The 22327-nt window shown below is 72.1% G+C and carries 20 protein-coding genes; 12 read left to right on the top strand and 8 right to left on the bottom strand.

Annotated features, from left to right (window positions below; all coding sequences use genetic code 11):
• Positions 1 to 47: 47 nt before the first annotated feature.
• From FZ046_RS05250 to FZ046_RS05285, 9 genes are all read left to right on the top strand, one after another.
• Positions 48 to 1043, top strand: a complete 996-nt coding sequence (locus tag FZ046_RS05250) for an AAA family ATPase (protein WP_070352830.1) — start codon at positions 48 to 50, stop codon at positions 1041 to 1043.
• A gap of 7 nt (positions 1044 to 1050) precedes the next feature.
• Positions 1051 to 1923, top strand: coding sequence for a DUF58 domain-containing protein (locus FZ046_RS05255; protein WP_070352831.1), 873 nt, complete (start codon positions 1051 to 1053; stop codon positions 1921 to 1923).
• A complete protein-coding gene (locus FZ046_RS05260) occupies positions 1913 to 2386 on the top strand; it encodes a hypothetical protein (protein ID WP_070352832.1) in 474 nt (157 codons plus the stop codon). Before FZ046_RS05255 ends, FZ046_RS05260 begins: the two co-directional genes overlap by 11 nt.
• Positions 2377 to 3342, top strand: coding sequence for a hypothetical protein (locus tag FZ046_RS05265; RefSeq protein ID WP_070352833.1), 966 nt, complete (start codon positions 2377 to 2379; stop codon positions 3340 to 3342). Before FZ046_RS05260 ends, FZ046_RS05265 begins: the two co-directional genes overlap by 10 nt.
• A complete protein-coding gene (locus FZ046_RS05270; RefSeq protein WP_070352834.1) occupies positions 3339 to 4313 on the top strand; it encodes a vWA domain-containing protein in 975 nt (324 codons plus the stop codon). The genes FZ046_RS05265 and FZ046_RS05270 overlap by 4 nt, the downstream gene beginning before the upstream one ends.
• Positions 4310 to 5002 carry a hypothetical protein gene (locus FZ046_RS05275; protein WP_149484197.1) on the top strand — a complete coding sequence of 231 codons (693 nt, stop codon included), beginning with the start codon at positions 4310 to 4312 and terminating at the stop codon, positions 5000 to 5002. The genes FZ046_RS05270 and FZ046_RS05275 overlap by 4 nt, the downstream gene beginning before the upstream one ends.
• Positions 5003 to 5011: 9 nt before the next feature.
• Positions 5012 to 5659, top strand: a complete 648-nt coding sequence (locus tag FZ046_RS05280) for an MOSC domain-containing protein (protein ID WP_149484198.1) — start codon at positions 5012 to 5014, stop codon at positions 5657 to 5659.
• Between the two features lie 139 nt (positions 5660 to 5798).
• Positions 5799 to 5966: a hypothetical protein gene (locus FZ046_RS27275; RefSeq protein ID WP_099045985.1), complete on the top strand. Its 168-nt coding sequence runs from the start codon at positions 5799 to 5801 to the stop codon at positions 5964 to 5966.
• Between the two features lie 79 nt (positions 5967 to 6045).
• Positions 6046 to 7974, top strand: a complete 1929-nt coding sequence (locus FZ046_RS05285) for a potassium transporter Kup (RefSeq protein WP_070354472.1) — start codon at positions 6046 to 6048, stop codon at positions 7972 to 7974.
• Here the strand turns inward: FZ046_RS05285 and FZ046_RS05290 are convergent.
• From FZ046_RS05290 to FZ046_RS05320, 7 genes are all read right to left on the bottom strand, one after another.
• Positions 7949 to 9697 (bottom strand): GGDEF domain-containing phosphodiesterase, encoded by a 1749-nt coding sequence (locus FZ046_RS05290; RefSeq protein ID WP_083298373.1) that lies wholly within the window; start codon positions 9695 to 9697, stop codon positions 7949 to 7951. The two genes, FZ046_RS05285 and FZ046_RS05290, sit on opposite strands and share 26 nt — an antisense overlap.
• 121 nt (positions 9698 to 9818) lie before the next feature.
• Positions 9819 to 10784, bottom strand: coding sequence for an ABC transporter substrate-binding protein (locus FZ046_RS05295; RefSeq protein ID WP_070354480.1), 966 nt, complete (start codon positions 10782 to 10784; stop codon positions 9819 to 9821).
• Positions 10785 to 10853: 69 nt separating this feature from the next.
• Positions 10854 to 11651 (bottom strand): amino acid ABC transporter ATP-binding protein, encoded by a 798-nt coding sequence (locus tag FZ046_RS05300; RefSeq protein ID WP_070354479.1) that lies wholly within the window; start codon positions 11649 to 11651, stop codon positions 10854 to 10856.
• Positions 11648 to 12598: an amino acid ABC transporter permease gene (locus tag FZ046_RS05305; RefSeq protein WP_070354471.1), complete on the bottom strand. Its 951-nt coding sequence runs from the start codon at positions 12596 to 12598 to the stop codon at positions 11648 to 11650. The genes FZ046_RS05300 and FZ046_RS05305 overlap by 4 nt, the downstream gene beginning before the upstream one ends.
• Complete coding sequence (locus FZ046_RS05310; protein ID WP_070354470.1) at positions 12595 to 13329, bottom strand: GNAT family N-acetyltransferase; 735 nt, start codon at positions 13327 to 13329, stop codon at positions 12595 to 12597. Before FZ046_RS05310 ends, FZ046_RS05305 begins: the two co-directional genes overlap by 4 nt.
• 88 nt (positions 13330 to 13417) lie before the next feature.
• Entirely contained in the window at positions 13418 to 17368 is a 3951-nt protein-coding gene (gene hrpA / locus FZ046_RS05315) for an ATP-dependent RNA helicase HrpA (RefSeq protein WP_070354469.1), read from the bottom strand.
• A 22-nt stretch (positions 17369 to 17390) separates the two neighbouring features.
• Complete coding sequence (locus FZ046_RS05320; protein ID WP_070354478.1) at positions 17391 to 17780, bottom strand: VOC family protein; 390 nt, start codon at positions 17778 to 17780, stop codon at positions 17391 to 17393.
• A 58-nt stretch (positions 17781 to 17838) separates the two neighbouring features.
• Between FZ046_RS05320 and FZ046_RS05325 the strand changes: the two genes are divergently transcribed.
• Positions 17839 to 19020, top strand: a complete 1182-nt coding sequence (locus FZ046_RS05325; RefSeq protein WP_125939769.1) for a TolB-like translocation protein — start codon at positions 17839 to 17841, stop codon at positions 19018 to 19020.
• Positions 19021 to 19024: 4 nt separating this feature from the next.
• Here FZ046_RS05325 and FZ046_RS05330 read toward each other — a convergent pair whose 3' ends face one another.
• On the bottom strand, positions 19025 to 19441 hold the full coding sequence (locus tag FZ046_RS05330) for a hypothetical protein (protein ID WP_070354467.1): 417 nt from the start codon (positions 19439 to 19441) through the stop codon (positions 19025 to 19027).
• Between the two features lie 167 nt (positions 19442 to 19608).
• Between FZ046_RS05330 and FZ046_RS05335 the strand changes: the two genes are divergently transcribed.
• Together FZ046_RS05335 and katG are read left to right on the top strand one after the other, a co-directional pair.
• Positions 19609 to 20028 carry a Fur family transcriptional regulator gene (locus tag FZ046_RS05335; RefSeq protein WP_070354466.1) on the top strand — a complete coding sequence of 140 codons (420 nt, stop codon included), beginning with the start codon at positions 19609 to 19611 and terminating at the stop codon, positions 20026 to 20028.
• Positions 20029 to 20074: 46 nt separating this feature from the next.
• Positions 20075 to 22327: a catalase/peroxidase HPI gene (gene katG, locus FZ046_RS05340; protein ID WP_070354465.1), complete on the top strand. Its 2253-nt coding sequence runs from the start codon at positions 20075 to 20077 to the stop codon at positions 22325 to 22327.

The following is a 22327-nucleotide window of genomic DNA, read 5'->3' on the forward strand; positions in this document are numbered from 1 at the left end:
CGGTCGGGTAATCACAGCCCGCCGCCATCCCTGCACCGGAAGGATCCATGACCCGGCCCGCGCTCGCCCGCCCCGAACTCGACGCCGCTCTCCGCACCGTGGATGCCGTGGCCACGGCCTTCTCCACCAAGGTGGTGGGCCAGCTCCACCTGCGCGAGTCCATCCTGGTGTCGCTGCTGGCGGGCGGTCACCTGCTCGTCGAGAGCGTCCCGGGGCTGGCCAAGACCACCGCGGCCCGCGTGGTCGCCGAGTCGGTCGCCGGGGAGTTCCGGCGCATCCAGTGCACGCCGGACCTGCTGCCCAGCGACATCGTGGGCACCCAGATCTACGAGTCGGCCACCAACTCGTTCGCCACCCAGCTCGGCCCGGTGCACGCCAACATCGTGCTGCTCGACGAGATCAACCGGTCCAGCGCCAAGACCCAGAGCGCGATGCTCGAGGCGATGGAGGAACGTCAGACGACGATCGCCGGCGTGGAGTACCCCATCCCGGAGCCGTTCCTGGTGATCGCGACGCAGAACCCGGTGGATCAGGAGGGCACCTATCCGCTCTCCGAGGCACAGACCGACCGGTTCATGCTCAAGGAGTTGGTGCGCTACCCGACCGCGGACGAGGAGGTCGAGGTCATCTCCCGGATGGATGCCGGGCTCTACGAACGCGGTCACCGCAGTCCGCCCGTGGTGGATCTCGACGCCATCCGCAACGCGCAGCGCGTCGCCGCCTCCGTGCACATGGACCGCGCGCTGATCCAGTACGCGAGCCGGCTGGTCGAGGTGACGCGCATGCCCGAGGAACACCTTCCCGCCGGCATGGCCCGGCTCATCGAGTACGGCGCCAGCCCGCGGGCCACCATCGCCCTGTGCCGGACGGCGCGGGCCCTGGCCCTGCTGCGCGGTCGCGGTCACGTGATGCCCGAGGACGTCGCCGCGCTGGCGCACCGCGTGCTGCGGCACCGGCTCATCCTCGGGTTCGAGGCGGCCAGCCAGCGGATCTCCGCCGACATGATCACCGACGCCGTGCTCCGCGCGGTGCCCGTGCCCTGAGGCCGTCATGGGCACGCACCTCGACCGCGCCAAGGCGTTCTTCGGCCGCGACACCTCCGGCCTCCTGGAGGGCGGCCGCTACGCGCTGGTGCACACCCGCAGCCTCGAGTTCGACGACCTGCGGCCCTACGTGCGCGGCGACGACGTGCGCGACATCGACTGGAAGGCCTCGGCCCGGTCCGGCGACGTGCTCATCAAGCGCTTCGTCTCGGAGAAGCACCACAAGATCCTCGTCGTCGCCGACGCCGGGACGAACATGTCGGCGGTGACGCCGTCGGGCGAACTGAAGCGCGACGTGGCGGCGCACGTCATCGGCGCGCTCGGGCTGGTGACGCTGCGACGCTCCGACGAGATCGGGATGGTGTACGGCGACGCCCGCGGCTGCGTCGACATCCGGCTGCGCCGGGGCGAGACGCACCTGGAGTACCTGCTCGACCACTACCTGGCCCACGCGTCGGGCCGCCCGGGGCGCAGCGACGTCGTCACCCAGTTGCGATGGGTCGCCGAACACTCCCGCCGCCGATTGCTGGTGGTGGTGGTCTCCGACGAACCCGACGTCGACGACCGCCTCACCGAGGTGCTGACCCGGCTCACCGCGCGTCACGACGTGCTGTGGGCGATGACGGTCGACCATCCGGCGATCGGCGTCGCCGACGACGGCACCGTGGGCTACGACGTGACGACCGGCGCCGCCCTGCTCGGCGCGGCGGACGTGGGCGCCGACGTCGTGCGCGCCTACCTGGAGGCCGAAGAGCAACGGCGGCAACGTCTCTCGGAGACCATGGACGTTCACGGCGTGCCGCACGCGCTGGTGGAGGGCAGCCGCGGCATCCGCAAGGCGCTGGTGGGCATGACCGAGGTGTACGCCCGTGCCGGATGACCTGCTGCGCTACGTCATCGGTCCCGCGCCGGTGTCGGCGGCGTGGACGTGGCTGGCGGCTGTGCTGTTGCTGGTGGTGATCGGCTGGTACCTCGCGGTATTCGCGATCACCGCGCCGCGGACGAGGACCGACCGACCCGGTCTGGTCGCCGCCGCGCGGGAGTCGCTGCTGCGCCGTCGCGTCGCCCGCGACGTCCGCCGCATCGTGGAGCGACGCCGCGCCGGCGAGCTGACCGACGTGCAGGCGGGCGCGGCGCTCAGTGGCGCGCTGCGCGGTTTCCTGCAGCAGGTCAGCGGATTGCGGGCGCGGTACATGCAGGTCGACGAGATAGCGGGCGGCGACCTCGCGCCCGCCGCGCCGATCCTGTCCCGGCTCAACGACGTTCAGTTCAACGACCGGTCCACCGACGACGTCGATGCGCTGGGGACGGCGACCGAGGAGCTGATCCTGTCGTGGAGCTGACGTGGTGGCCGGTGATCATCGTGGCGTGCCTGGCGCTCGCCGCCGGCATCGTCGTGGTGATGGTGGCGCCCGGCCGCGACCACCGCCGTCGGCTGCCGCTGGCCAACGTCGGCAGACTCACGTCGCTGCCCGCCTACGTGCGCGCCGCACGCCGCCGCACGGTGCTGGTGCTCGCCACCATGGCGCTGCTCGCCGTCGCTGCCGTGGCCACCGTGCTGGCGGCGGCTCGGCCGACGGGGTTGCCCGCCACGGCCCGGGACGCGACGACGGGCCAGCCCGAGGACGTAATGGTCTGCGTCGCCGGCCCTCTGGACGACCCGCGGATCCGCGCAGGCATGTCCTACTTCGCCGGGCACGCCCAGACACTGGACACCCAGCGGATCGGATTGACGTCGGCCAACCGCAGGGTCGTCCCCATGACGCGCGACCACCAGTTCGCCTCGGCACGATTCGGCGAGTTCGCCGCCGCGGACGCACGACAGTCCGAGTTCACGCCCGCCGTCGCGTACGCCAACTACGCCCGCCGGGTAGAGGACGTCCTCGCGTTGTGTCTCACCGGCTTTCCCGGCTTCGACGAGATCGGCGCCCAGCGGAGGTCGGTGATCTACCTGGGCCCCGGCGCGCTGCCCGGGGACGCGGCGGGGGCGGGCGTCGTCGATGGCGCCCGGCTGCGATCGCTCGCCGAGTCGGCGGGAGCGCAGGTGAACGCCCTGCTCACCGATCCCCCCAACCCGACGCTGGCCGATCTCGCCCGCGCCACCGGCGGGCGGACCGAGCCGCTGGGGTCCGACGTGGCCGCCCGGCTGGCCGAGATCCGCGCGACGCCTCCGCCATCGACGTCGGCCGTCGGACCCACCGTGCGGGCCGCCACGCCGGAGACCCCCGACGTGCCGCTGCTCGTCGCGCTCGGCGCCGTCGCCGTGCTGTCGGCGCTGCCGCTGTGGGTGCGCCAATGACGTTCCATCCCGTGCTGCCGCCCGTGCTGCTGACCCTCGTCGCCGCCGTCGTCCTCGCGACCCGTGCGGCCACCGCGCACCGGTTGCTGACGTCGTCGCGGCGCACCCGAATGGCGTTGTGGCGCTGGGCCGGAGTGACCGTCGCCGCGGTGCTGCTACTGCTCGCCGCGGTGCGCCCGGTGTTCGGCGACCCCCGGGAGACCAGCCCCGCCGGGGTGGCCGACGGCCAACCCAACGTGTTCCTGGTGCTGGACCGGTCACCGGAGATGGGCGTCGCCGACGCATCCGGCGGCCGGACCCGCATGGCCGCCGCACGTGAGGACGCCGCGGCGATCGTCGACCGCTACCCCGACGCGCGCTTCGCGCTGATCGACTTCGCCACCGGCCCGTCGCTGGACTGGCCGCTGTCCCAGGACACCTGGAGCCTGCGGCCGGCCCTGGCGGGTCTGGAGCCGTATGCCGGGGTCGACGTCGCACAGACCAACGTCGCGGCGGCCGGGAACACGTTGCGCTACCAGCTGATCGCCGCCGACCAGCAGTTCCCGCGCGCCCGCACGCTGGTGTTCTACCTGGGGTCCGGGGCGGCCGGATCGGAGGCGCCGCAACGCCGCTTCGACGTCGCCGAGGGCACCGTGGACGGCGGCGCGGTCCTGGGGTACGGCACGCCCGGCGGCGGCCCCGTGACCGGGGTGCCGGGGCTCCGCTCGCGCATCGACGAGCCCGCGCTGCGCGGCGTCGCCGAGCAGCTCGGGATCCCCTACGTGCCCCGCGGGCAGGACGGCGACACGTCGATGTTCGACGACGCCGACGACGCCGAAGGCCCCGCCGCACCGGTGACGGCCACCACCCGTCCCACCGAGACCTATTGGGCGCCGGCGATGTTGGCCGCGGCGCTGCTGTTCGTCGAACTCGTGCTGGTGCTGCGGGACTTCCGGCACACCCGCGCGCCGCTCTCCGGGGGTGCGGCGTGAGGCGCCGGCTGCTGCTGTGGTCCGCACCGGTGGTGCTGCTGCTCCTCGTCCTCGCCGCGAAGGCGGGGTCGATGACGATCGCCGGGGACTCGGCGGCGGCGGCCTTCGCGCGCGGCGACGTCGACACGCTGCGCAGCGACGTCGCGACGCTGAGGTTCCTCGACCCACTCAACGCCCTGGTGTCCTCGGAGGCTCCTGCGTTCGCCGACGGCGCGCTCGCGGTGCTCGAGGGCCGGCTGTCCGACGCCGAGGACCGCTTCTCCGACGCGGCGGCGTCGCGGGACTGCCCGGCGGTGGTGAACCTGGCCCTGGTCCGCGAGACGCTCGGCGACCAGTTCGTCGGCACGGGCGACGGCCCGGCCGCCCTGGCGCGTTACCGCGCCGCGCTGGGCACCGTCACCGACGCGCCCGAGGGCTGCTTCGCCGGCAACGACGACCCCGACGCCGAACGCCGCGACGTCCGCGCCGACGCGGCAAACCGACTGGCGCGCAAGATCGCGCTGCTCGAACGTCCGCTCGCGCCACCCCCACCCGTCGCCCCGCCACCGGCCGCCACCCCGCCGCCGGGCGGCGCCCCGGACGCGGCGGCCGACGCCCCGGAGGCGCGGCGCACCCTGGCTCCCGGCGACCCGCTGGACCAGCTGCGGCAGCTCCTCACCGACGGAGCGGGTGTCCGCGGCGGGCCGTAACCTCGACGCATGGCTTCGATCCTGACCGTGAACAGCGCCGTCGTCGGTCGCGGCGTCAGCGCGCCGACCACGGGCATCGACAAGCGGCCGGTCGATCACCCGGTCGAGGTGCGGGCGCCCGGTCCGATGCGCGGCGGCCTCGGCAGCGGCATCGTCGGTGACACCATCGGCAACGCGAAGTTCCACGGCGGTGACGATCAGGCGGTCTACGCCTACGCCCGCGAGGATCTCGACGCGTGGCAGCACCGGATCGAACGGGACCTCCCCAACGGCACCTTCGGTGAGAACGTCACCACCTCCGGCCTCGACGTCACCGGCGCGCTGGTCGGCGAGCGGTGGCGCATCGGCACCGCGGGACCGCTGCTGGAGGTCACCCGGCCCCGGACGCCGTGCAAGACGTTCGAGGCTCGCATGGGCATCGCGGGATGGATGAAGACGTTCGCCGACGGCGGTACGCCGGGCGCCTACCTGCGGGTGCTCGAGCCGGGAGTGCTGCGCGCCGGCGACGCCGTCGAGGTGGTGCACCGCCCGGACCACGACGTCACCATCGCCCTGGTGTACCGGGCGATGATGGGCGAACCCGAGCTGTACGGACGCCTGCTCGCGGCCGACGCGCTGCCGGAACCGCAGAAGCGCAAGGCCCGCAAGCGCGCCTGAGTGGCGTACCTCACCCGTTCACGATGAGCGGAATCATTCCGTGTTTCGGTGGTGTTACATCGTGCGGACGACCTCACGAGGGCCGTCCTCCTCGTCGTTCCGGCCATCCCGGTACGAACAACTCAATAGGGAGCAACGCATGAAGAAGATCGGTTTCACCTCGATCGTCGCCGGCGGCTTCGCCGCGGCGGTCCTGGGGCTCGCCGCACCCGCGCAGGCCGGCATCGACCACCACACGTGGCTCGACGAGATCCACCCGACGGCCACGGTTCCGTACACCGACACGGTCGTACACCAGAGCCGCTGAGCCTGACCGACGAAGGGGCATCCGCACCGCGGGTGCCCCTTCGCCGTCCGTGCAACGCCCACGGGCATACCATCGCGCCGTGCCTGCCGAGACCGCAGCGCCGCCCACCGCCCACGCGCCGCGCCTATCGACCGGCGTCGTCATCGGCGCTCTCGGCGTGGTGTTCGGCGACATCGGCACCAGCCCGATCTACACGATCCAGACGGTGTTCGATCCGGGTGACCCGCACCCGGTGCCGATCGCGCGCGACCACATCTACGGCATCGTCTCGCTGATCTTCTGGTCGGTGATGCTGATCGTCACGCTGACCTACGTGACGCTCGTGATGCGCGCCGACAACCACGGCGAGGGCGGCATCATGGCGCTCATCACGCTGCTGCGGCAGCGCGCTCGTGGCCGCGGCAAACGCGCGGCGTACATGCTCGCGGCGCTCGGTATCTTCGGCGCCGCACTGTTCTTCGGCGACAGCATGATCACCCCTGCCATCTCGGTGCTGTCGGCCGTCGAGGGCCTGAAGATCGTCGAGCCCGGCCTCGAACCGTGGATCGTCCCGATCACCGCCGCGATCATCGTCGTGCTGTTCTCCGTGCAGCGCCGCGGCACCGCGGCGGTGGGCAAGTTCTTCGGACCGGTGATGATCGCGTGGTTCCTCGCGATCGGGGCGCTGGGCGTCACCGGCATCGCGCACGATCCGGAGATCCTGCGGGCGCTGTCGCCGACGTATGCGCTGTCGTTCATGATCGGCCACGTTTCCATTGGCTTCTTCGCGCTCGCGGCCGTGGTGCTGGCCGTCACCGGCGCGGAGGCGCTGTACGCCGACATGGGGCACTTCGGCCGCAAGGCCATCACCATCGGCTGGCTGGGTCTGGTGCTGCCGGCGTGCACGCTGAGCTACTTCGGCCAGGGGGCGCTGCTGCTGGCCGACGAGCACAAGGTGAGCGCGCCGTTCTTCCTGCTGGCCCCCGACTGGGCGCTGATCCCGCTGGTGGTGCTCGCGACGGCCGCCACGGTGATCGCCTCGCAGGCCGTGATCACCGGCGCGTTCTCCGTGGCGTCGCAGGCCGCGCAGCTGGGGTATCTGCCGCGGTTGCGCATCGCGCACACCTCGGCGAAGACCATCGGGCAGATCTACGTGCCGTTCATCAACGGCCTGCTGCTGGTAGCGGTGCTGATCCTGGTGTTCGCGTTCCGGTCGTCGGAGGCGCTGGCCTACGCGTTCGGCATGGCGGTCACCGGCACCATCACCATCACCACCACGCTGTTCCTCTACCACGCCCACACCCGCTGGCGGTGGCCGCTATGGGTCGTGCTCGGCGGCGGCGGGGCGCTGCTCACGGTGGACCTGCTGTTCTTCGCCGCCAACCTCACCAAGCTGGTGCACGGCGCCTGGCTGCCGTTGCTGATCGCCGTGTGCGCCTTCACCGTGATGACCACGTGGCAGCGCGGCCGGGCCATCGTCACCCGCCGGCGCAGTGCCGTCGAAGGTCCGCTGCGGCCGTTCGTCGCCGGTCTGCTGCAGCACGATCCGCCGCTGGCGCGCGTGCCGGGCACCGCGATCTTCCTCAATCGCGGCGGAGAGACCGCCCCGCTGTCCATGCGCGCCAACGTCGAACACAACCGGGTGCTGCACTCCCAGGTGGTGATCCTCTCCCTGGAGACCGAGCCCGTTCCGAGAGTGCCTGCGTCGGAACGCATCTCGGTCGACGACCTGGGTCTCGCGCGCGACGGCATCGTGTTCGTCAGCGCCCGCTACGGTTACATGGAGCGCCCCGACGTCCCGGCCGCGCTGCGGCTGCTCGACCCGGCGGACACCGAGGGCGAGATCGACCTCGCGCACGCCTCGTACTTCCTGTCGAAGCTCGAGTTGGTGGTGTGCAGGGAGCCGACGATGTCACCGTGGCGGACCCGGCTGTTCGTGGCGACGTCCTACATCACGGCCGACGCGGCCGCCCACTTCAACCTGCCGGTGGGGCGGACCATCATCATCGGCGCGCGGCTGGAGGTGTGACGGCCAGCGTGGTGACGACGTCGTCGCGGGGCAGTGGCGGGCCGAAGAGGAAGCCCTGGGCGAGGTCGAAGCCGATGGCGCGCAACACGTCCGCCTGACCGCGGGTCTCGACGCCCTCGACGACGACCGGGATGGCCAGCGGCCGGACGAATGCGGCGATCGCGGCCAGCAGCGGCGGCACGCCGTGGTCCGCGGCCTCGGTTCCGCCGTCGGCACCCACGTCGGCGACGAACGACGCGTCGAGCTTCAGGAAGTCGGCGGGGACGTCCGACAGGCGGTGCAGCGACGAGTAGCCGGTGCCGAAGTCGTCGACGGCGATCCGGATGCCGCGCCGCCGGAGGTCGCCGAGATGGGCGATCGACGCGGGCGCGTCGGCGGCGATCACGCTCTCGGTGACCTCGAGCACCAACTTCTCCGGCGCCCAGCCGGTGCCCTCGAGCACGTCCAGGACGCTGCGCACGTAGCCGCCGTCGACCAGTTCCATGCCGGACACGTTCACGCTCAACGTGATCGGCACCGCCGTGCGCTCCTGCATCCAGCGCGCATCCCCGCACGCGCGGCGCAGCACCCGGTGGCCCAGCGCGCCGATGAGGTCGAACTCCTCGGCGACGTCGATCACCTCGCCGATCCCGAGCGACGGACCGTCGGCCGGCGTCCATCGCGCGAGGGCCTCGAGGCCCACCACGCCACCGCCGCGCAGCGCCGTGATGGGCTGGTACACGACGTCGATCTCGTCGCGCGTGATCGCCGAGGAGAGCGCGTCGGCGATTGCTTCGCGACGGGGTTCGTCGACGACGGTGTGGTCGACGCCGGCTCGCCGGGCACGCCGCAGCGCCGCATCGGCGCGACCCAGCGTCGCCGCCGAGGTCGTGTCGGGACGCCGCCAGGTGACCGCGGCGGTCAGGGCGCACCCGTCGAGCGCCGCACGGGCGGCGGCGATCACGGCCGTGGCATCGTGGCGGGACGCGCCGGGCAGGACGACGGCGAACCCGTCGCGATCGGTCCGCGCCAGCGTGGCCGTCTCCGGCAGCACGGCCTCCAGCGCGTCGGTCACCCGGACCGCCACGTCGTCGCCGACGGTCGCGGACGGGCGGGCGGCGTCGGCGCCGTCGATCCGCAGGGCGATTACCGCGGGGTCGGCGGTCGCCGCCTCGATGTCCAGGATGCGTTCGGCACCACGCAGGTTCGGTAGCCCGGTCACGGCGTCGCGCTCGCCGGCAGCCACCAGGCGGCCGAGTGCGGTGATCACCCCACCCATGCCGACGACCGTCGCCGCCACGATGACGGCGGACACCCACGGCACGTCCGAGTAGCCGACCAGCCCGACGACGCAGCAGACGGCGGCGACGGCGATGTGCGCCAGCGCATCCGGCCAGGACATGAAGAACGCCGAGAACGCGATGAACGCGTACAGCGCCGCGATCGCGACCGCGGTCGAGGGCAGCGCGGCCGATGCCGCCGTCACCCCGATGAGCAGCGTCGCGCAGACGACGTTGAGCTGGAGGTGCCACGGGTGCAGGCGCGCGCCGCGGGACAGGGCCGCGATCCCCAGCAGCGACGCGATGGCGGCGGTGACGTAGGCGACCTCGGTCGAGCGGAACGCGTGCGAATCCGCCGCGTTGGTGGCGGCGACCAGCGCGGCGCCGAGCAGGAAGCAGGCGCCGCCGGTGCGCGACATGAGCAGCGGGACGGCGATCCCGGGCCACTGCTGACGACGACGCACGCCAGGTCACCCCCTTGACCTCTCCCGGCCGCCGACGACGGCGGCCTGCACAGCGTACTTTGCCAGCGGCGGTCGCGGGCGGTGATCGCCGGGGGTTCGGCGGCGGCGGCAGGCGGACCCGTCAGGACGTCCTGGGCAGCCCCGGCGGGTTGATCTCCGAGGACTCGACGGCCTCCTCGCCGAGCCCCCACCGGTCGAGCGCCTTGCGGTAGCTGCCGTCGGCGATGACGTGATCGATGGCCTTGGCGACGGCGCCGATCAGCCCGTTGTCCTTCTTGGTGAGCACCGCGATCTCGCCCTGCAGGGCGTCGCCCGCACCGGAGTAGGTGGCCAGGATCTTGGTCTCCTTGGTGCTGGCCGAGTGGTACACCGCCGAGGGATTGGGACCGAGGTAACCGTCGATGCGGCCGGAGGACAGCGCCAGGTAGTAGTCGGAGCTGTTCTGGTAGTAGACGATCTGCGCCGGCGCGAGTCCCTCGGCGACGTTGCGGGCGTTCCAGTCCACCAGCAGCTGTTCCTGGTTGGTGCCCGACGAGACGCCGATGCGCTTGCCCGCGATGTCCTTGCGGTCCCGGTAGGCCCATCCGGAGTCGGTCGGGGCCTCCAGCGCCAGGTTGTCCAGTCGGTAGGTCGCGAAGTCGTACTTGTCCTTGCGTTCCTCGGTGACGGTGACGTTGGAGATGAACAGGTCGGTCTGACCGGAATCGATCGACACGAAGTTCTGCGCCCAGTCGGCGCTCGACCGGTCGAGGCGCAGGCCCAGCACGTCGGCGATCAGCTGCGCGATGTCGACTTCGCTGCCGATCACCGTCGCGTTGTCCGTCGCGTAGAAGCCGAGCGGCGGCGTGGAGTTGACGCTGCCGGTGACGCGCAGCGTGCCGCGGTCGCGGATGGGTGCGGGGACCAGCGCGGCGATGGCGTCGACGCGCTCGGTTCGGATTCGGCCCTCCTGCTCCGCCGACAGGTCGAACACCTGGCCGTTGGCGGCGGTCAACGTGTCGTCGACGGTGGGTTCACTGCACGACACCAAAAGCGTCACCGCGGCCGCGAGCGAGAGGACGAGGGATGCCCGTCGGGGTCGGAACATGGCTGCTTCCTCGAAGGTCAGGGGGTCGGTCATGGGGCGGACGATCGCGTGGCGGGGTTCCGCCGGGGGCTACAGCACGTGCGACAGGAAGTCCCGGGTGCGCGGGTGGGCGGAGTCACCCAGGACGCGGCTCGGTGGCCCCTGCTCGACGATCACGCCACCGTCCATGAACACGACGGTGTCGGCGATCTCCTTGGCGAAGCCCACCTCGTGGGTGACGATGACCAGGGTGGCTCCGTTGCGGACCAGGTCGCGTATCACCTCGAGCACCTCGCCCACCAGCTCGGGGTCGAGCGCCGAGGTGGGCTCGTCGAACAGCATCACCTTGGGTTGCAGCGCCAGCGCGCGGGCGATGGCCACCCGTTGCTGCTGACCGCCCGACAGCCGACGCGGGTACTCGTCGGCCTTGTCGGCGACGCCCACCCGTGCCAGCAGCTCCCGGGCCTCCCGTTCGACGTCGGCGCGCCGGCGGCGCTGCGCCGACACCGGTGCCTCCACGACGTTCTCGAGCACGGTGAGGTGCCCGAACAGGTTGAAGTCCTGGAAGACGAAGCCGATCTTGGTGCGTTGCCGCAGGATCTCACGGGTCGAGAGTTCGTGCAGTCGTTGCCCTTTGCGCCGGTATCCGACCAGTTCGCCGTCGACCTCGACGATGCCGGCGTCGACCTTCTCGAGGTGGTTGAGCACGCGCAGCAGTGTCGACTTGCCCGACCCGGACGGCCCGAGGATCACCGTGACCTCACCGGGCCGTACCGCGAGGTCCACGCCGGCCAACACCTCGCGATCGCCGTAGGACTTGCGGACGCCGCGGGCGGAGATGGCGTACTCCGCGTGCTCAATCGCCGCCGTGGCGAGCAACCGGCTCACGACCGGCTCCACGTCGCCCGGGCCGCGGACGCCTGCCGACGGAGGCGCTGTAGCGGCGTCGGCGGGAGTTCGCGCGTCGCACCCTTCGCGTAGTGCCGCTCGACGTAGAACTGCACGATCGACAGCAGGGAGGTGAGGACGACGTACCAGAACGTGGCGACCATGAGCAGCGGCACGACCCGGCCGTTGCGGCCGTAGATCACCTGCACCTGGTAGAACAATTCGGCGATCGCCATCACCGAGACGATGGACGTGCCCTTGAACAACGAGATGACCTCGTTGGCGGCATTGGGCAGGATGCCGCGCATGGCCTGCGGAAGCACGATCCTGAAGAACTCGCGCCGACGCGGAATGCCCAGCGCGGCAGCCGCTTCGCGCTGACCCGGGTCGACCGAGACGATGCCGGCGCGCACGATCTCGGCGGAGTAGGCGGCCTGATGCAGGGCGAGGCCGATCACGGCGGCCATGGAGCCGCTGATCACGGCGTTGACGTCGAAGGTGACCAGCGCAGGTCCGAACGGGATGCCGACCGACAGCGTCTCGTAGAGATAGGCGATGTTGAACCAGAACAGCAGCTGCACGATGAGCGGGATGGACCGGAACGCCCAGACGTAGCTCCACGCGATCACCCGGAGAACCGGATTGTGCGACAGCCGCGCCGCGGCGAGGGCGATGCCCAGCGCGAAGCCGATGACGGTGCCCCAGAACGTCAGTTGAACCGTCAGCCACAGCGCCGACATCACCGACTTGGCGGTGACGTACTGCGCGAACGTCGCCCAGTCCCATCCGGCGTTGGTGGCGAGCCCGTGGACGAACTGCGCGAGCAGCACCAGGGCCGCCACCGCGATGATCCAGCGCCACGGATGCCACGTGCGGGCGACGACGAGCACCTCGTCGGGGTGGGCGGTGTCGGCCGGCCGGCCCTGCGCATCCACCGTTGCGGTCACGACGCCGCCTCGTCGGCTGCAGCGGCCGGCGTGCGCACGATAGTGAGCACCGAACGCTGCCGCAGCACGAATCCCAGCGCCTCGTAGAGCCGGATCGCGGCGACGTTGTCGGCGCGGGCGTGCAGGAACGGCGTCTCACCGCGCCGCCGGATGCCGTCCGCCACCGCGCCGACGAGGGCGGTTGCCAGCCCGCGGTTGCGGTGCGCCGGATCGGTGCAGACGGCGCTGATCTCGGTCCAGCCGATGGGGTGCATCCGCTCCCCCGCCATGGCGACGAGCGCGCCGCGGTCGAACACGCCGAGGTAGGTGCCCATCTCGATGGTGCGCGGGCGGAAGGGGCCCGGGGCGGTGCGGGCGACCAGGTCCAGCATGCGGGGGACGTCGCGCGCGCCGAGCGGCACCGCAGGCGGGTAGGCCTCCCCATGGAAGGCCGACCCGTCGAGTTGCACGGAGCCGATGCGGTCGATGACCTCCCAACCGGGAGGCGGTACGTAGGCGCCCCGCAGCGAGACCTCGGCCGCCGGACCGGCCAGCGTGGCGACGTCGGCCCAGTCCTGCGCATCGAGCCGAGGCGGGTGGCCGAGGAATCCGGCGACCTCGCGGTCGTAGCGCGCGACGCGCCCGGACCACACCGCGAACCGCGCGTGAGCGCCGCGCAGCGAGGACCGGACCGGGTCGTCGAGCGGGTGCAGCGGCGCCGTGCAGTGCTCGATGAGCGTTCCCGCCGTCAATCGAAGCTCCTCCGTGTGCGAACGGATCGAACCTAGGCAGGCGCGCCGACGGACTCCACGGTTCGGCTCAGGATGATCGCGATCCGCATCACCGGGTGTCGATCGCGTCGATGGCGCGCAGGATGCGCTGTTCGCTGACCGGCCGCGGCGTCCCGAGTTGCTGTGCCCACAGGCTGACCCGGAACTCCTCGATCTGCCAGCCGATCTCGCGGACGTCCGCGGCGGCGGCACGCGCCGGGCCGAGCGTCGCGAGGAGGTCGTCGTAGGCGTCCCGGACCGCGGCGACCCGTGCCATCCGCTCGGCATCGGCCTCGACGGCGTGTGGCAGTCGCTCGAGGCGGCGGGCGATCGCCGTGAGGTAGCGGGTGAGATCGGCGAGCCGGGCCGCGCCGGCCGCAGTGACGAAGCCGCGCGGCAGCAGCCGCGCCAGCTGCGCCTCGACGTCGGCGACCGCGCCGGCCAGCCGCGGGGCCGGCCGATCGGGCAGCGCCAGGCGGGCCTCCTGCTCGGCGGCGAGCACCTTCGCCGTCCGCGCCAGTAGATCCAGGGTGGTCGGCACCAGCCGCGCCCCGATGCGGGCGCGCAGCGTCTCGAACTCTGCGCGGGTCCACACCGGCGCCGGCAGCATCGTGTCGACGGCGGCGTCGGCGCAGTCCTCGATCAGCGCGGCGAGCGAGCCGTCCGGGTTGGCCGCGAGCGTCAACCGCGTCCGGGTGTCGAGGGCCCGTTCGACGTTCTTGGCCGGCGCGGGCGACGCCAGCCGCAGCAGCCGGCGCACCCCGGCGCGCGCCCGGGCCTGCTGTTCGGCGACCGTGGCGAACACCGTCAGGTCCACCGTGGCGCCGGCATCGACGAACGCCGGATGGCCGCGGACCGTACGTCCGCCGGTCGTCGTCGACACGGTGCGGGGCACCTCGGCGAGATCGGCCGGCCACCCGCGCAGACCGGTGCGTCCCAGATCTCCGGCCACCGCGTCGGCGACCGCCTGCTGCATCGGCGTGGCCAGCCGCTCCTTGAGCCGGCCGAGGTCCTTGCCGCGCGCCACCTCGGTGCCGTCGGCCCGTTCCACGGCGAACGTCACCCGCAGGTGCGCGGGGAGCTTGTCGACGTCGAACGCCTCGACCGGCACCAGAACGCCGGTGCGCCTGCGGAGTTCGCGCACCAACCCCTCCAGCAGCGGCTCGGCGTCGGGGTCGAGGTGCCCCAGCACGGCGCGGGCGGTGTCGGGGACCGGGACGAAGTTGCGGCGCAGCTCCTTGGGCAGCGACTTGAGCAGCGCCGTCACCAGCTCCTCGCGCAATGCCGGAACGTGCCAGGCGAAGCCGGTGCCGCCGAGGCGTGCGAGCACGTCGACCGGCACGTGCACGGTGATCCCGTCATCCTCGGCGCCGGGCGAGAAGCGGTAGGTCATGGGCAGCGCGAGGTCGCCGGTGCGCCAGGTGTCGGGACGGTCGTCGGCGTCCTCGGCGCGCAGCAGCTCGTCGCGCGTGAAGGTCAGCAGGTCCGGGGTGCGGTGGCGCTGCTTCTTCCACCACGCGTCGAAGTGCCGCGCCGACACCACGTTCGCCGGGATGCGCGCGTCGTACAGGGCGTACACCTGGTCGTCGGTGACGACGAGGTCGCGGCGACGGGCCCGCTCCTCCAGTTCGGCGAGTTCGGCCAGCAGCGCGGCGTTGTCGCGGAAGAAGTGGTGCCGGGTCTGCCAGTCACCCTCGACCAGGGCGTGCCGGATGAACAGCTCGCGCGACACCACCGGGTCGATCGACGCGTAGCTCACGCGGCGGCGCGGCACCAGCGGCAGGCCGTACAGCGTCACCCGCTCATAGGCCATCACCGCGCCGCGGCGGGCATCCCAGTGCGGCTCACTGTGGCTGCGCACCACCAGGTCTGCGGCGACGCGCTCGACGGTGTCGGGGTCGATGCGGGTGGCGATGCGGCCGAACAGCCGGCTGGTCTCCACCAGGTCGGCGACCACGATCCACTGCGGCGGCCGCTTCGTCAGCACCGAACCCGGAGCCAGGACGAAGCGCGTGTTGCGCGCGCCGGCGTACTCGGGCAGCCGCGACCCGCGCTGGCGGGACTGGCCGTCGCCCTCGCGCAGGCCCACGTGCGACAGCAGCCCGGCGGTGAGCGCGGCGTGCACCCTGCTCGGGTCGGCTGGTTCGTCGGATTCGCGGATCCCGAGATCGCGCGCGATGCTGCGCAATTGGCCGGTGAGGTCCTGCCACTCGCGGATGCGCAGGTAGTGCAGGAACTCCTCGCGGCACATCCGGCGGAAGCCGGTGCCCGAGCGTTCCCGGCGCTGCTCGGACAGGTACTGCCACAGGTTGAGGTAGGAGACGAAGTCGGAGTGCTCATCGTTGAACCTCGCGTGCTTCTGCCGTGCGGCGTCCTCGCGGTCGGCGGGCCGCTCCCGCGGGTCGGGGATGGACAGCGCGGCGGCGAGCACGAGGACCTCCCGCACGCAGTTCTCGGTGTCGGCCTGCAGGATCATCCGGCCGATGCGCGGATCCAGTGGCAGCCGGGCCAGACGGCGGCCCACGTCGGTGATCGCGCCGTGGCGGTCGAAGGCTCCGAGTTCCTGCAGCAGCGTGACGCCGTCGCGGATGCTGCGCGCGTCCGGCGGGTCGAGGAAGCCGAACGCCTCGACGTCGCCGAGGCCGAGCGCGGCCATCTGCAGGATCACCGCGGCGAGGTTGGTGCGCAGGATCTCCGGGTCGGTGTAGCGCGGCCGCGCGTCGAAGTCCGCTTGCGAGTACAGCCGGATGCACACGCCCGGTGCGGTGCGGCCGGAGCGGCCGGCCCGCTGCGCGGCCGAGGCCCGGGAGATCGGTTCGATGGGCAGCCGCTGCACCTTGGTCCGCCGGCTGTACCGCGAGATGCGGGCCGTGCCCGGGTCGACGACGTAGCGGATGCCGGGCACCGTCAGCGACGTCTCGGCGACGTTGGTGGACAACACGATCCGCCGGTTGGCGTGTGGCGCGAAGACCTTCTGCTGCTCGGCGGTCGGCAGCCGCGCGTACAGCGGCAGCACCTCGGTGGGCAGTCGGTCGTGGCGCAGCGCCTCCCGCAGCGCCTCGGCGGTGTCGCGGATCTCGCGCTCGCCGGACAGGAACACCAGGACGTCGCCGGGCGGTTCGGCCTCGAGTTCGCGCACGGCGTCGACGATCGCTTCGGTCGGGTCGCGCAGTTCGGTGCGGACGATCTCGTCGTCCGGATCGTCGGGGTCCTCGCCGGCGTCGTCGGACGTGACCACCACCTCGAGCGGGCGGTACCGGATCTCGACGGGGTAGGTGCGGCCGGACACCTCGACGATGGGCGCCGGTCCGTCCGGGCCGGCGAAGTGCGCGGCGAAGCGCTCCGGCTCGATCGTCGCGGAGGTGACGATCACCTTCAGGTCGGGCCGGCGGGGCAGCAGCTCGCGCAGATAGCCGAGGAGGAAGTCGATGTTGAGGCTGCGTTCGTGCGCCTCGTCGAGGATCAGCGTGTCGTAGGCGAGCAGCCGCCGGTCGCGCTGAACCTCGGCGAGCAGGATGCCGTCGGTCATCAGCTTGACCAGCGTGCGGTCGCTCGCCTGGTCGGTGAAGCGGACGGTGTAGCCGACGACGTCGCCGAGCGGGGTGCCGAGTTCGTCGGCGACGCGCTGGGCGACGGTCCGTGCGGCGAGCCGCCGCGGCTGGGTGTGGCCGATCGTGCCGCGCACTCCCCGGCCGAGGTCGAGGCAGATCTTGGGCAGCTGGGTGGTCTTGCCCGAGCCGGTCTCGCCCGCGACCACGACGACCTGGTGGTCGCGGACCGCCGCGGCGATGTCGTCGCGCCGCTCGCTGACCGGCAGGTCCGGGTAGGCGATGGCCGGCACCGCGCCGGCGCGGGTGGCGATCAGCCCCTCGGCGGCGGCGATCTGCTCGGTGACGCGCGCGACCTGCTCGGGCGTGGCGTCGCGCAGGTTCCTCAGGCGGCGCCCGAGGCGGGCGGCGTCACGGATCGTCAGCCCGTCGAGGCGGCGGCGCAGCGCGCGCACGTCGGACGGTTCGGACACTGGAGACCAGCTTAGGCGTCGGTCACGCACCCACCGTCGTGAGGCAGAAGGGGTGCCCGGCCGGGTCGATCAGGACGCGCCACCGCGACGGGTCCTGCTGGTGGGTCGCCTCCCGCGCACCGAGGGCCACTGCCCGGGGCACCGCGGCGTCGAGGTCGGTCACCGACACGTCGAGGTGCATCTGCTGGGACTGTCCCGGCTCCGGCCACGTCGGCGCGACGTAGTCGGGCACCCGCATGAAGGCCAGCCGCTGCGCGCCGTCGGTGATCGCGACGACGCTGCCGTCCGGGGCGCTGACCAGGCGCCGCATGCCGAGCAGCGCAGCGTAGAAGTCCGCGAGCGCCGCCGGATCGGGACAGTCGATCGACGTGGCGCCGAGCCGTCCGACGGGTTCGGGTGTGGGGAGGGTCATGGCCGTAGACGATCCCACGACGTGGTCGACGGCCGCCATTTCGGCTTACATGGGTGTGATGCACGAACGACACCGACGACCCAGGACGCTCGCGCTGATCGGACTGCTCGCGATGCTGGTGGCCGTGCTCGCGGCCTGCCACGGCGCCCCGCAGGGGCCCGTCCCGACGCTGCCGACGAACTTCGCGCCGAGCCCGACGTCCGCCGCTCCGCCCGCGCCGACCGGCCCCCAGGTCGCCTACCGCGCCGCGACCGAGATCGGTGTGGTGGACGGCACGACGGTGGTGGCCACGGCCAAGGGCACGTTCGCCCCGTCGCACGAACCGCTGGTCACCGAGGACGGGCGCTTCGCCTTCGCCCGCGGCGCGGACGGCAACCTCGCGATCCTCGACGTCGCCGCGCGGACGTCGCGGGTGGTCCCCCTGCCGGAGGCCGGCCGCATCGGCACCGCGGGCGACAGCCGCATCACGTGGTTCGAGGCACCCGACCGGCTGGTGGTCCTCGACCTGGCCGATCCCGCCGGGCGGCCCGTCGTCACCCAGCAGGTGGCTCTGCCCGCGGTGCCCGACGCCGGGGCGACGACGCTGCTGACGGCGCGGGCCGGGACGGTCATCCTGGCGCGCACCGAGGCGGCCGACCCGTCGCCTCGGGGCGGGCCCGACACCCTCTACGCCGTACGCGGCTCCGGGCCCCCGACGTCGCTGGGCGCGACCGACGCCAACACGCCCGTCGACACCGCGGTCCTCAGCCCGGACGGCAGCCGGCTGGCCTTCGCGCTGTACCGGAGCACCGGCGATGCCTGCGGCACCGCGGCGATCGTGGTATCCGACGCGGACGGCACCCAGCAGACCTACGAGGTCGCCGCGTCGGGAGCGGACACCGCCTCGCGCGTGCAGCGGATGTGGTGGCAGGACGGTCAGCCCATGTCCTTGAGCCTGACGAGTTGGCACTGCGATCCGCCCGGCCCGTCCTCGCCGCTGGTGTGGCAGCTCGGTGACGGCGGGCTGGTGGCCGCCGAGCCGCGCACCGTCGCCCTGCAGGAATCCGAACTCGTCCCCGGCCAGCGCGCGGTACTCGTCCCCGGCAGCGGCACGCCGCCGCCGGACGCCGGCACGCTGGTGATCGACGACAGCGGGCGACGCTTCCCGGTCGAGCCGAACGTCGACGCGTTCAGCGTCGTCCCCACCAGCGTCGCCCCCACCAGCGTCGTCCCCACCGGCGTCGTCCCGACCGGCCCGTGACGGGTCAGGCGGTGCGGAAGCCGCGCGCCGTGACCCGGCTGCGCCGGTAGAGCACCGCCGCGGCGATCACGACCTCCACCGCGGCGATGCCCATCGCCACCGTCATCACCGGCGGTGCGGGCGGGCCGGCGCCGGCGGCGGCGCTGCCGTGGTGATGACCGGCCGAGGGCATGTGCAGCGCGATCATCGCGACGCTGGTGACGGCCACCAGGACCCATGCCCGGGTGGCGCCGTCGCGCCACAGGTCCCGGGCGCAGAACAGGCAGCCGGCGATCATCGCCAGCATCAGGACGAGCGCCGCGGCGTTCGCCGCGTGTCCCAGCGCCGCGGCGTGCAGGGCCGCCGACGTCGCGGCCAGCAGCGCGCAGCCGCGCCGCCCGAGCGCCGTGGCGCGCCCAGCTGTCGTCGCGGGTGTGTGCATGGCCGACCTCCACCGGTGATCCTCGTCGATCCGGCGACGCTCGGCAGGGTGAGCGCCCCGTACTTCCGACTGCCGGCGCCGCCGGTTCTCGTCGCGGTGAAAGTTCAGTGGGCGTTTTTTCGGAGTTTTCTTGAAATGTTCCAGGAAAGGGGCCAGACTCTGACGTGATGTCAGAGAGCCCCGATTTCCGGACGATGCTGCGGGATGCCCACCTGCGCATCACCCGCCCCCGGGTCGCCGTCCTGCACGCCGTGCACGACCATCCGCACGCCGAGACCGAGGCCGTCATCCGCGCCACCCGCGAACTCGAGGCCGACGTGTCGCACCAGACGGTGTACGACGCGCTCAACGCGCTGACGGCGGCCGGGCTCATCCGGCGCATCCAGCCCAACGGCTCCCTGGCCCGCTACGAGACCCGCGTCGGCGACAACCACCACCACGTGGTGTGCCGGTCCTGCGGGGTGATCGCCGACGTGGACTGCGCGGTCGGCGACGCGCCCTGCCTCACCGCTTCGGATGATCGGGGCTTCGTCATCGACGAGGCCGAGGTCATCTACTGGGGCGTCTGCCCCGACTGCATCACCTGAAAGTCCAGATCACAGCCCGTGATCGCCACCGATGAAAGGGAAGTACGTGTCATCCGATACCTCCGATGCCCGTCCGCCGCACTCCGACAGCGAAACCCACAGCCGCAGCGAGAGCGAGAACCCGGCCATCGAGTCGCCGCACCCGAAGGGCCATGCGCCCCTGACCAATCAGGACTGGTGGCCGGAGCAGGTCGACGTCTCGGTGCTGCACCGCCAGCCCGCCAAGGGCAACCCGCTGGGTGAGGACTTCGACTACGCGGCGGCCTTCGCCCGGCTCGACGTCGACGCCCTGAAGGCCGACGTCCTCGAGGTCATCACCACCTCGCAGGACTGGTGGCCGGCCGACTACGGCAGCTACGCCGGCCTGTTCATCCGGATGAGCTGGCACGCCGCCGGCACCTACCGCATCTACGACGGCCGCGGTGGCGGCGGTCAGGGTGCGCAGCGCTTCGCCCCGCTCAACAGCTGGCCGGACAACGCCAACCTGGACAAGGCGCGCCGCCTGCTGTGGCCGGTCAAGAAGAAGTACGGGAGCAAGCTGTCCTGGGCCGACCTGCTGGTCTTCGCCGGCAACGTGGCCCTGGAGTCCGCGGGCTTCGAGACCTTCGGCTTCGGCTTCGGCCGCGAGGACATCTGGGAGCCCGAGGAGGTGCTGTACGGCCAGGAGGACACCTGGCTGGGTACCGACAAGCGCTACGGCGGCACCAACGACAGCGACGACCGTCAGCTCGCCGAGCCGTTCGGCGCCACCACCATGGGCCTGATCTACGTCAATCCCGAAGGGCCCGAGGGCAAGCCCGATCCGCTGGCCGCCGCGCACGACATCCGCGAGACGTTCGGCCGCATGGCGATGAACGACGAGGAGACCGCGGCGCTGATCGTCGGCGGTCACACCCTGGGCAAGACCCACGGCGCCAGCGACGCCAACGTCGGCCCGGAGCCCGAGGGCGCGCCGATCGAGCAGCAGGGCCTGGGCTGGAAGTGCCCGTTCGGCTCGGGCAACGCCGGCGACACCATCACCAGTGGGCTCGAGGTCGTGTGGACCGACAAGCCGACGCAGTGGAGCAACCGCTACCTGGAGCTGCTGTACGGCAACGAGTGGGAGCTGACCAAGAGCCCCGGTGGCGCCTGGCAGTTCGAGGCGAAGGACGCCAAGGCGATCATCCCGGATCCGTTCGGCGGCCCGCCGCGCAAGCCCACCATGCTGGTCACCGACGTGTCGATGCGCGTCGACCCGATCTACGGCAAGATCACGCGGCGGTGGCTGGACCACCCCGAGGAGCTGAACGACGCGTTCGCCCGCGCCTGGTACAAGCTGCTGCACCGTGACATGGGTCCGATCAGCCGCTACCTCGGCCCGTGGGTGGCCGAGCCGCAGGTCTGGCAGGATCCGGTGCCCGCGGTCGACCACGCGCTGGTGGACGAGGCCGACATCGCGTCGCTCAAGGCGCGCGTGCTCGATGCCGGCCTGTCGGTGCCGCAGCTGGTGAAGACGGCCTGGGCCTCGGCGTCCAGCTTCCGTGGCACCGACAAGCGGGGCGGCGCCAACGGTGCCCGCATCCGCCTGGAGCCGCAGCGAAACTGGGAGGTCAACGAGCCCAGCGAGCTGAACAAGGTGCTGCCGGTGCTGGAGCGCATCCAGCAGGAGTTCAACGCCTCGGCGTCCGGCGGCAAGAAGATCTCGCTCGCCGACCTCATCGTGCTGGCCGGTTCCGCCGCGGTCGAGAAGGCCGCCAAGGACGGCGGTTTCGAGATCGACGTGCACTTCGCGCCGGGTCGCACCGACGCGTCGCAGGAGCAGACCGACGTCGAGTCCTTCCGGGTGCTCGAGCCGCGGGCCGATGGCTTCCGCAACTTCGCGCGGCCCGGCGAGAAGGCTCCGCTCGAGCAGTTGCTCGTCGACAAGGCCTACTTCCTGGACCTCACGGCTCCGGAGCTAACGGCGCTCATCGGCGGCCTCCGCGTCATCGGCGTCAACCACGGCGGCACCAAGCACGGCGTGTTCACCGAGACGCCGGGTGTGCTGAGCAACGACTTCTTCACCAACCTGCTCGACATGGGCACGCAGTGGAAGTCGGCGGAGACCGGCGAGCACGTCTACGAGGGCAGTGATCGGGCGACCGGCCAGCTCAAGTGGACGGCCACCGTCAACGACCTGGTCTTCGGGTCGAACTCGGTGCTGCGCGCCGTCGCCGAGGTGTACGCCGAGGACGACAACAGGGGCAAGTTCGTCGAGGACTTCGTCGCCGCCTGGGTCAAGGTCATGAACAACGACCGGTTCGATCTCGAGAAGTTCTGA

Source organism: Mycolicibacterium grossiae (assembly GCF_008329645.1).
GTDB classification, from domain to species: Bacteria; Actinomycetota; Actinomycetes; order Mycobacteriales; family Mycobacteriaceae; genus Mycobacterium; species Mycobacterium grossiae.

What these genes read in the sequence shown, in the direction of transcription:
- FZ046_RS05250 (WP_070352830.1), top strand. Translation starts at nt 48, where the DNA reads ATGACCCGGCCCGCGCTCGCCCGCCCCGAACTCGACGCCGCTCTCCGC.
- FZ046_RS05280 (WP_149484198.1), top strand. Translation starts at nt 5,012, where the DNA reads ATGGCTTCGATCCTGACCGTGAACAGCGCCGTCGTCGGTCGCGGCGTC.
- FZ046_RS05325 (WP_125939769.1), top strand. Translation starts at nt 17,839, where the DNA reads ATGCACGAACGACACCGACGACCCAGGACGCTCGCGCTGATCGGACTG.
- FZ046_RS05295 (WP_070354480.1), bottom strand. Translation starts at nt 10,784, where the DNA reads ATGTTCCGACCCCGACGGGCATCCCTCGTCCTCTCGCTCGCGGCCGCG.
- FZ046_RS05270 (WP_070352834.1), top strand. Translation starts at nt 3,339, where the DNA reads ATGACGTTCCATCCCGTGCTGCCGCCCGTGCTGCTGACCCTCGTCGCC.
- FZ046_RS05330 (WP_070354467.1), bottom strand. Translation starts at nt 19,441, where the DNA reads ATGCACACACCCGCGACGACAGCTGGGCGCGCCACGGCGCTCGGGCGG.
- FZ046_RS05335 (WP_070354466.1), top strand. Translation starts at nt 19,609, where the DNA reads ATGTCAGAGAGCCCCGATTTCCGGACGATGCTGCGGGATGCCCACCTG.
- FZ046_RS05320 (WP_070354478.1), bottom strand. Translation starts at nt 17,780, where the DNA reads ATGACCCTCCCCACACCCGAACCCGTCGGACGGCTCGGCGCCACGTCG.
- FZ046_RS05255 (WP_070352831.1), top strand. Translation starts at nt 1,051, where the DNA reads ATGGGCACGCACCTCGACCGCGCCAAGGCGTTCTTCGGCCGCGACACC.
- FZ046_RS27275 (WP_099045985.1), top strand. Translation starts at nt 5,799, where the DNA reads ATGAAGAAGATCGGTTTCACCTCGATCGTCGCCGGCGGCTTCGCCGCG.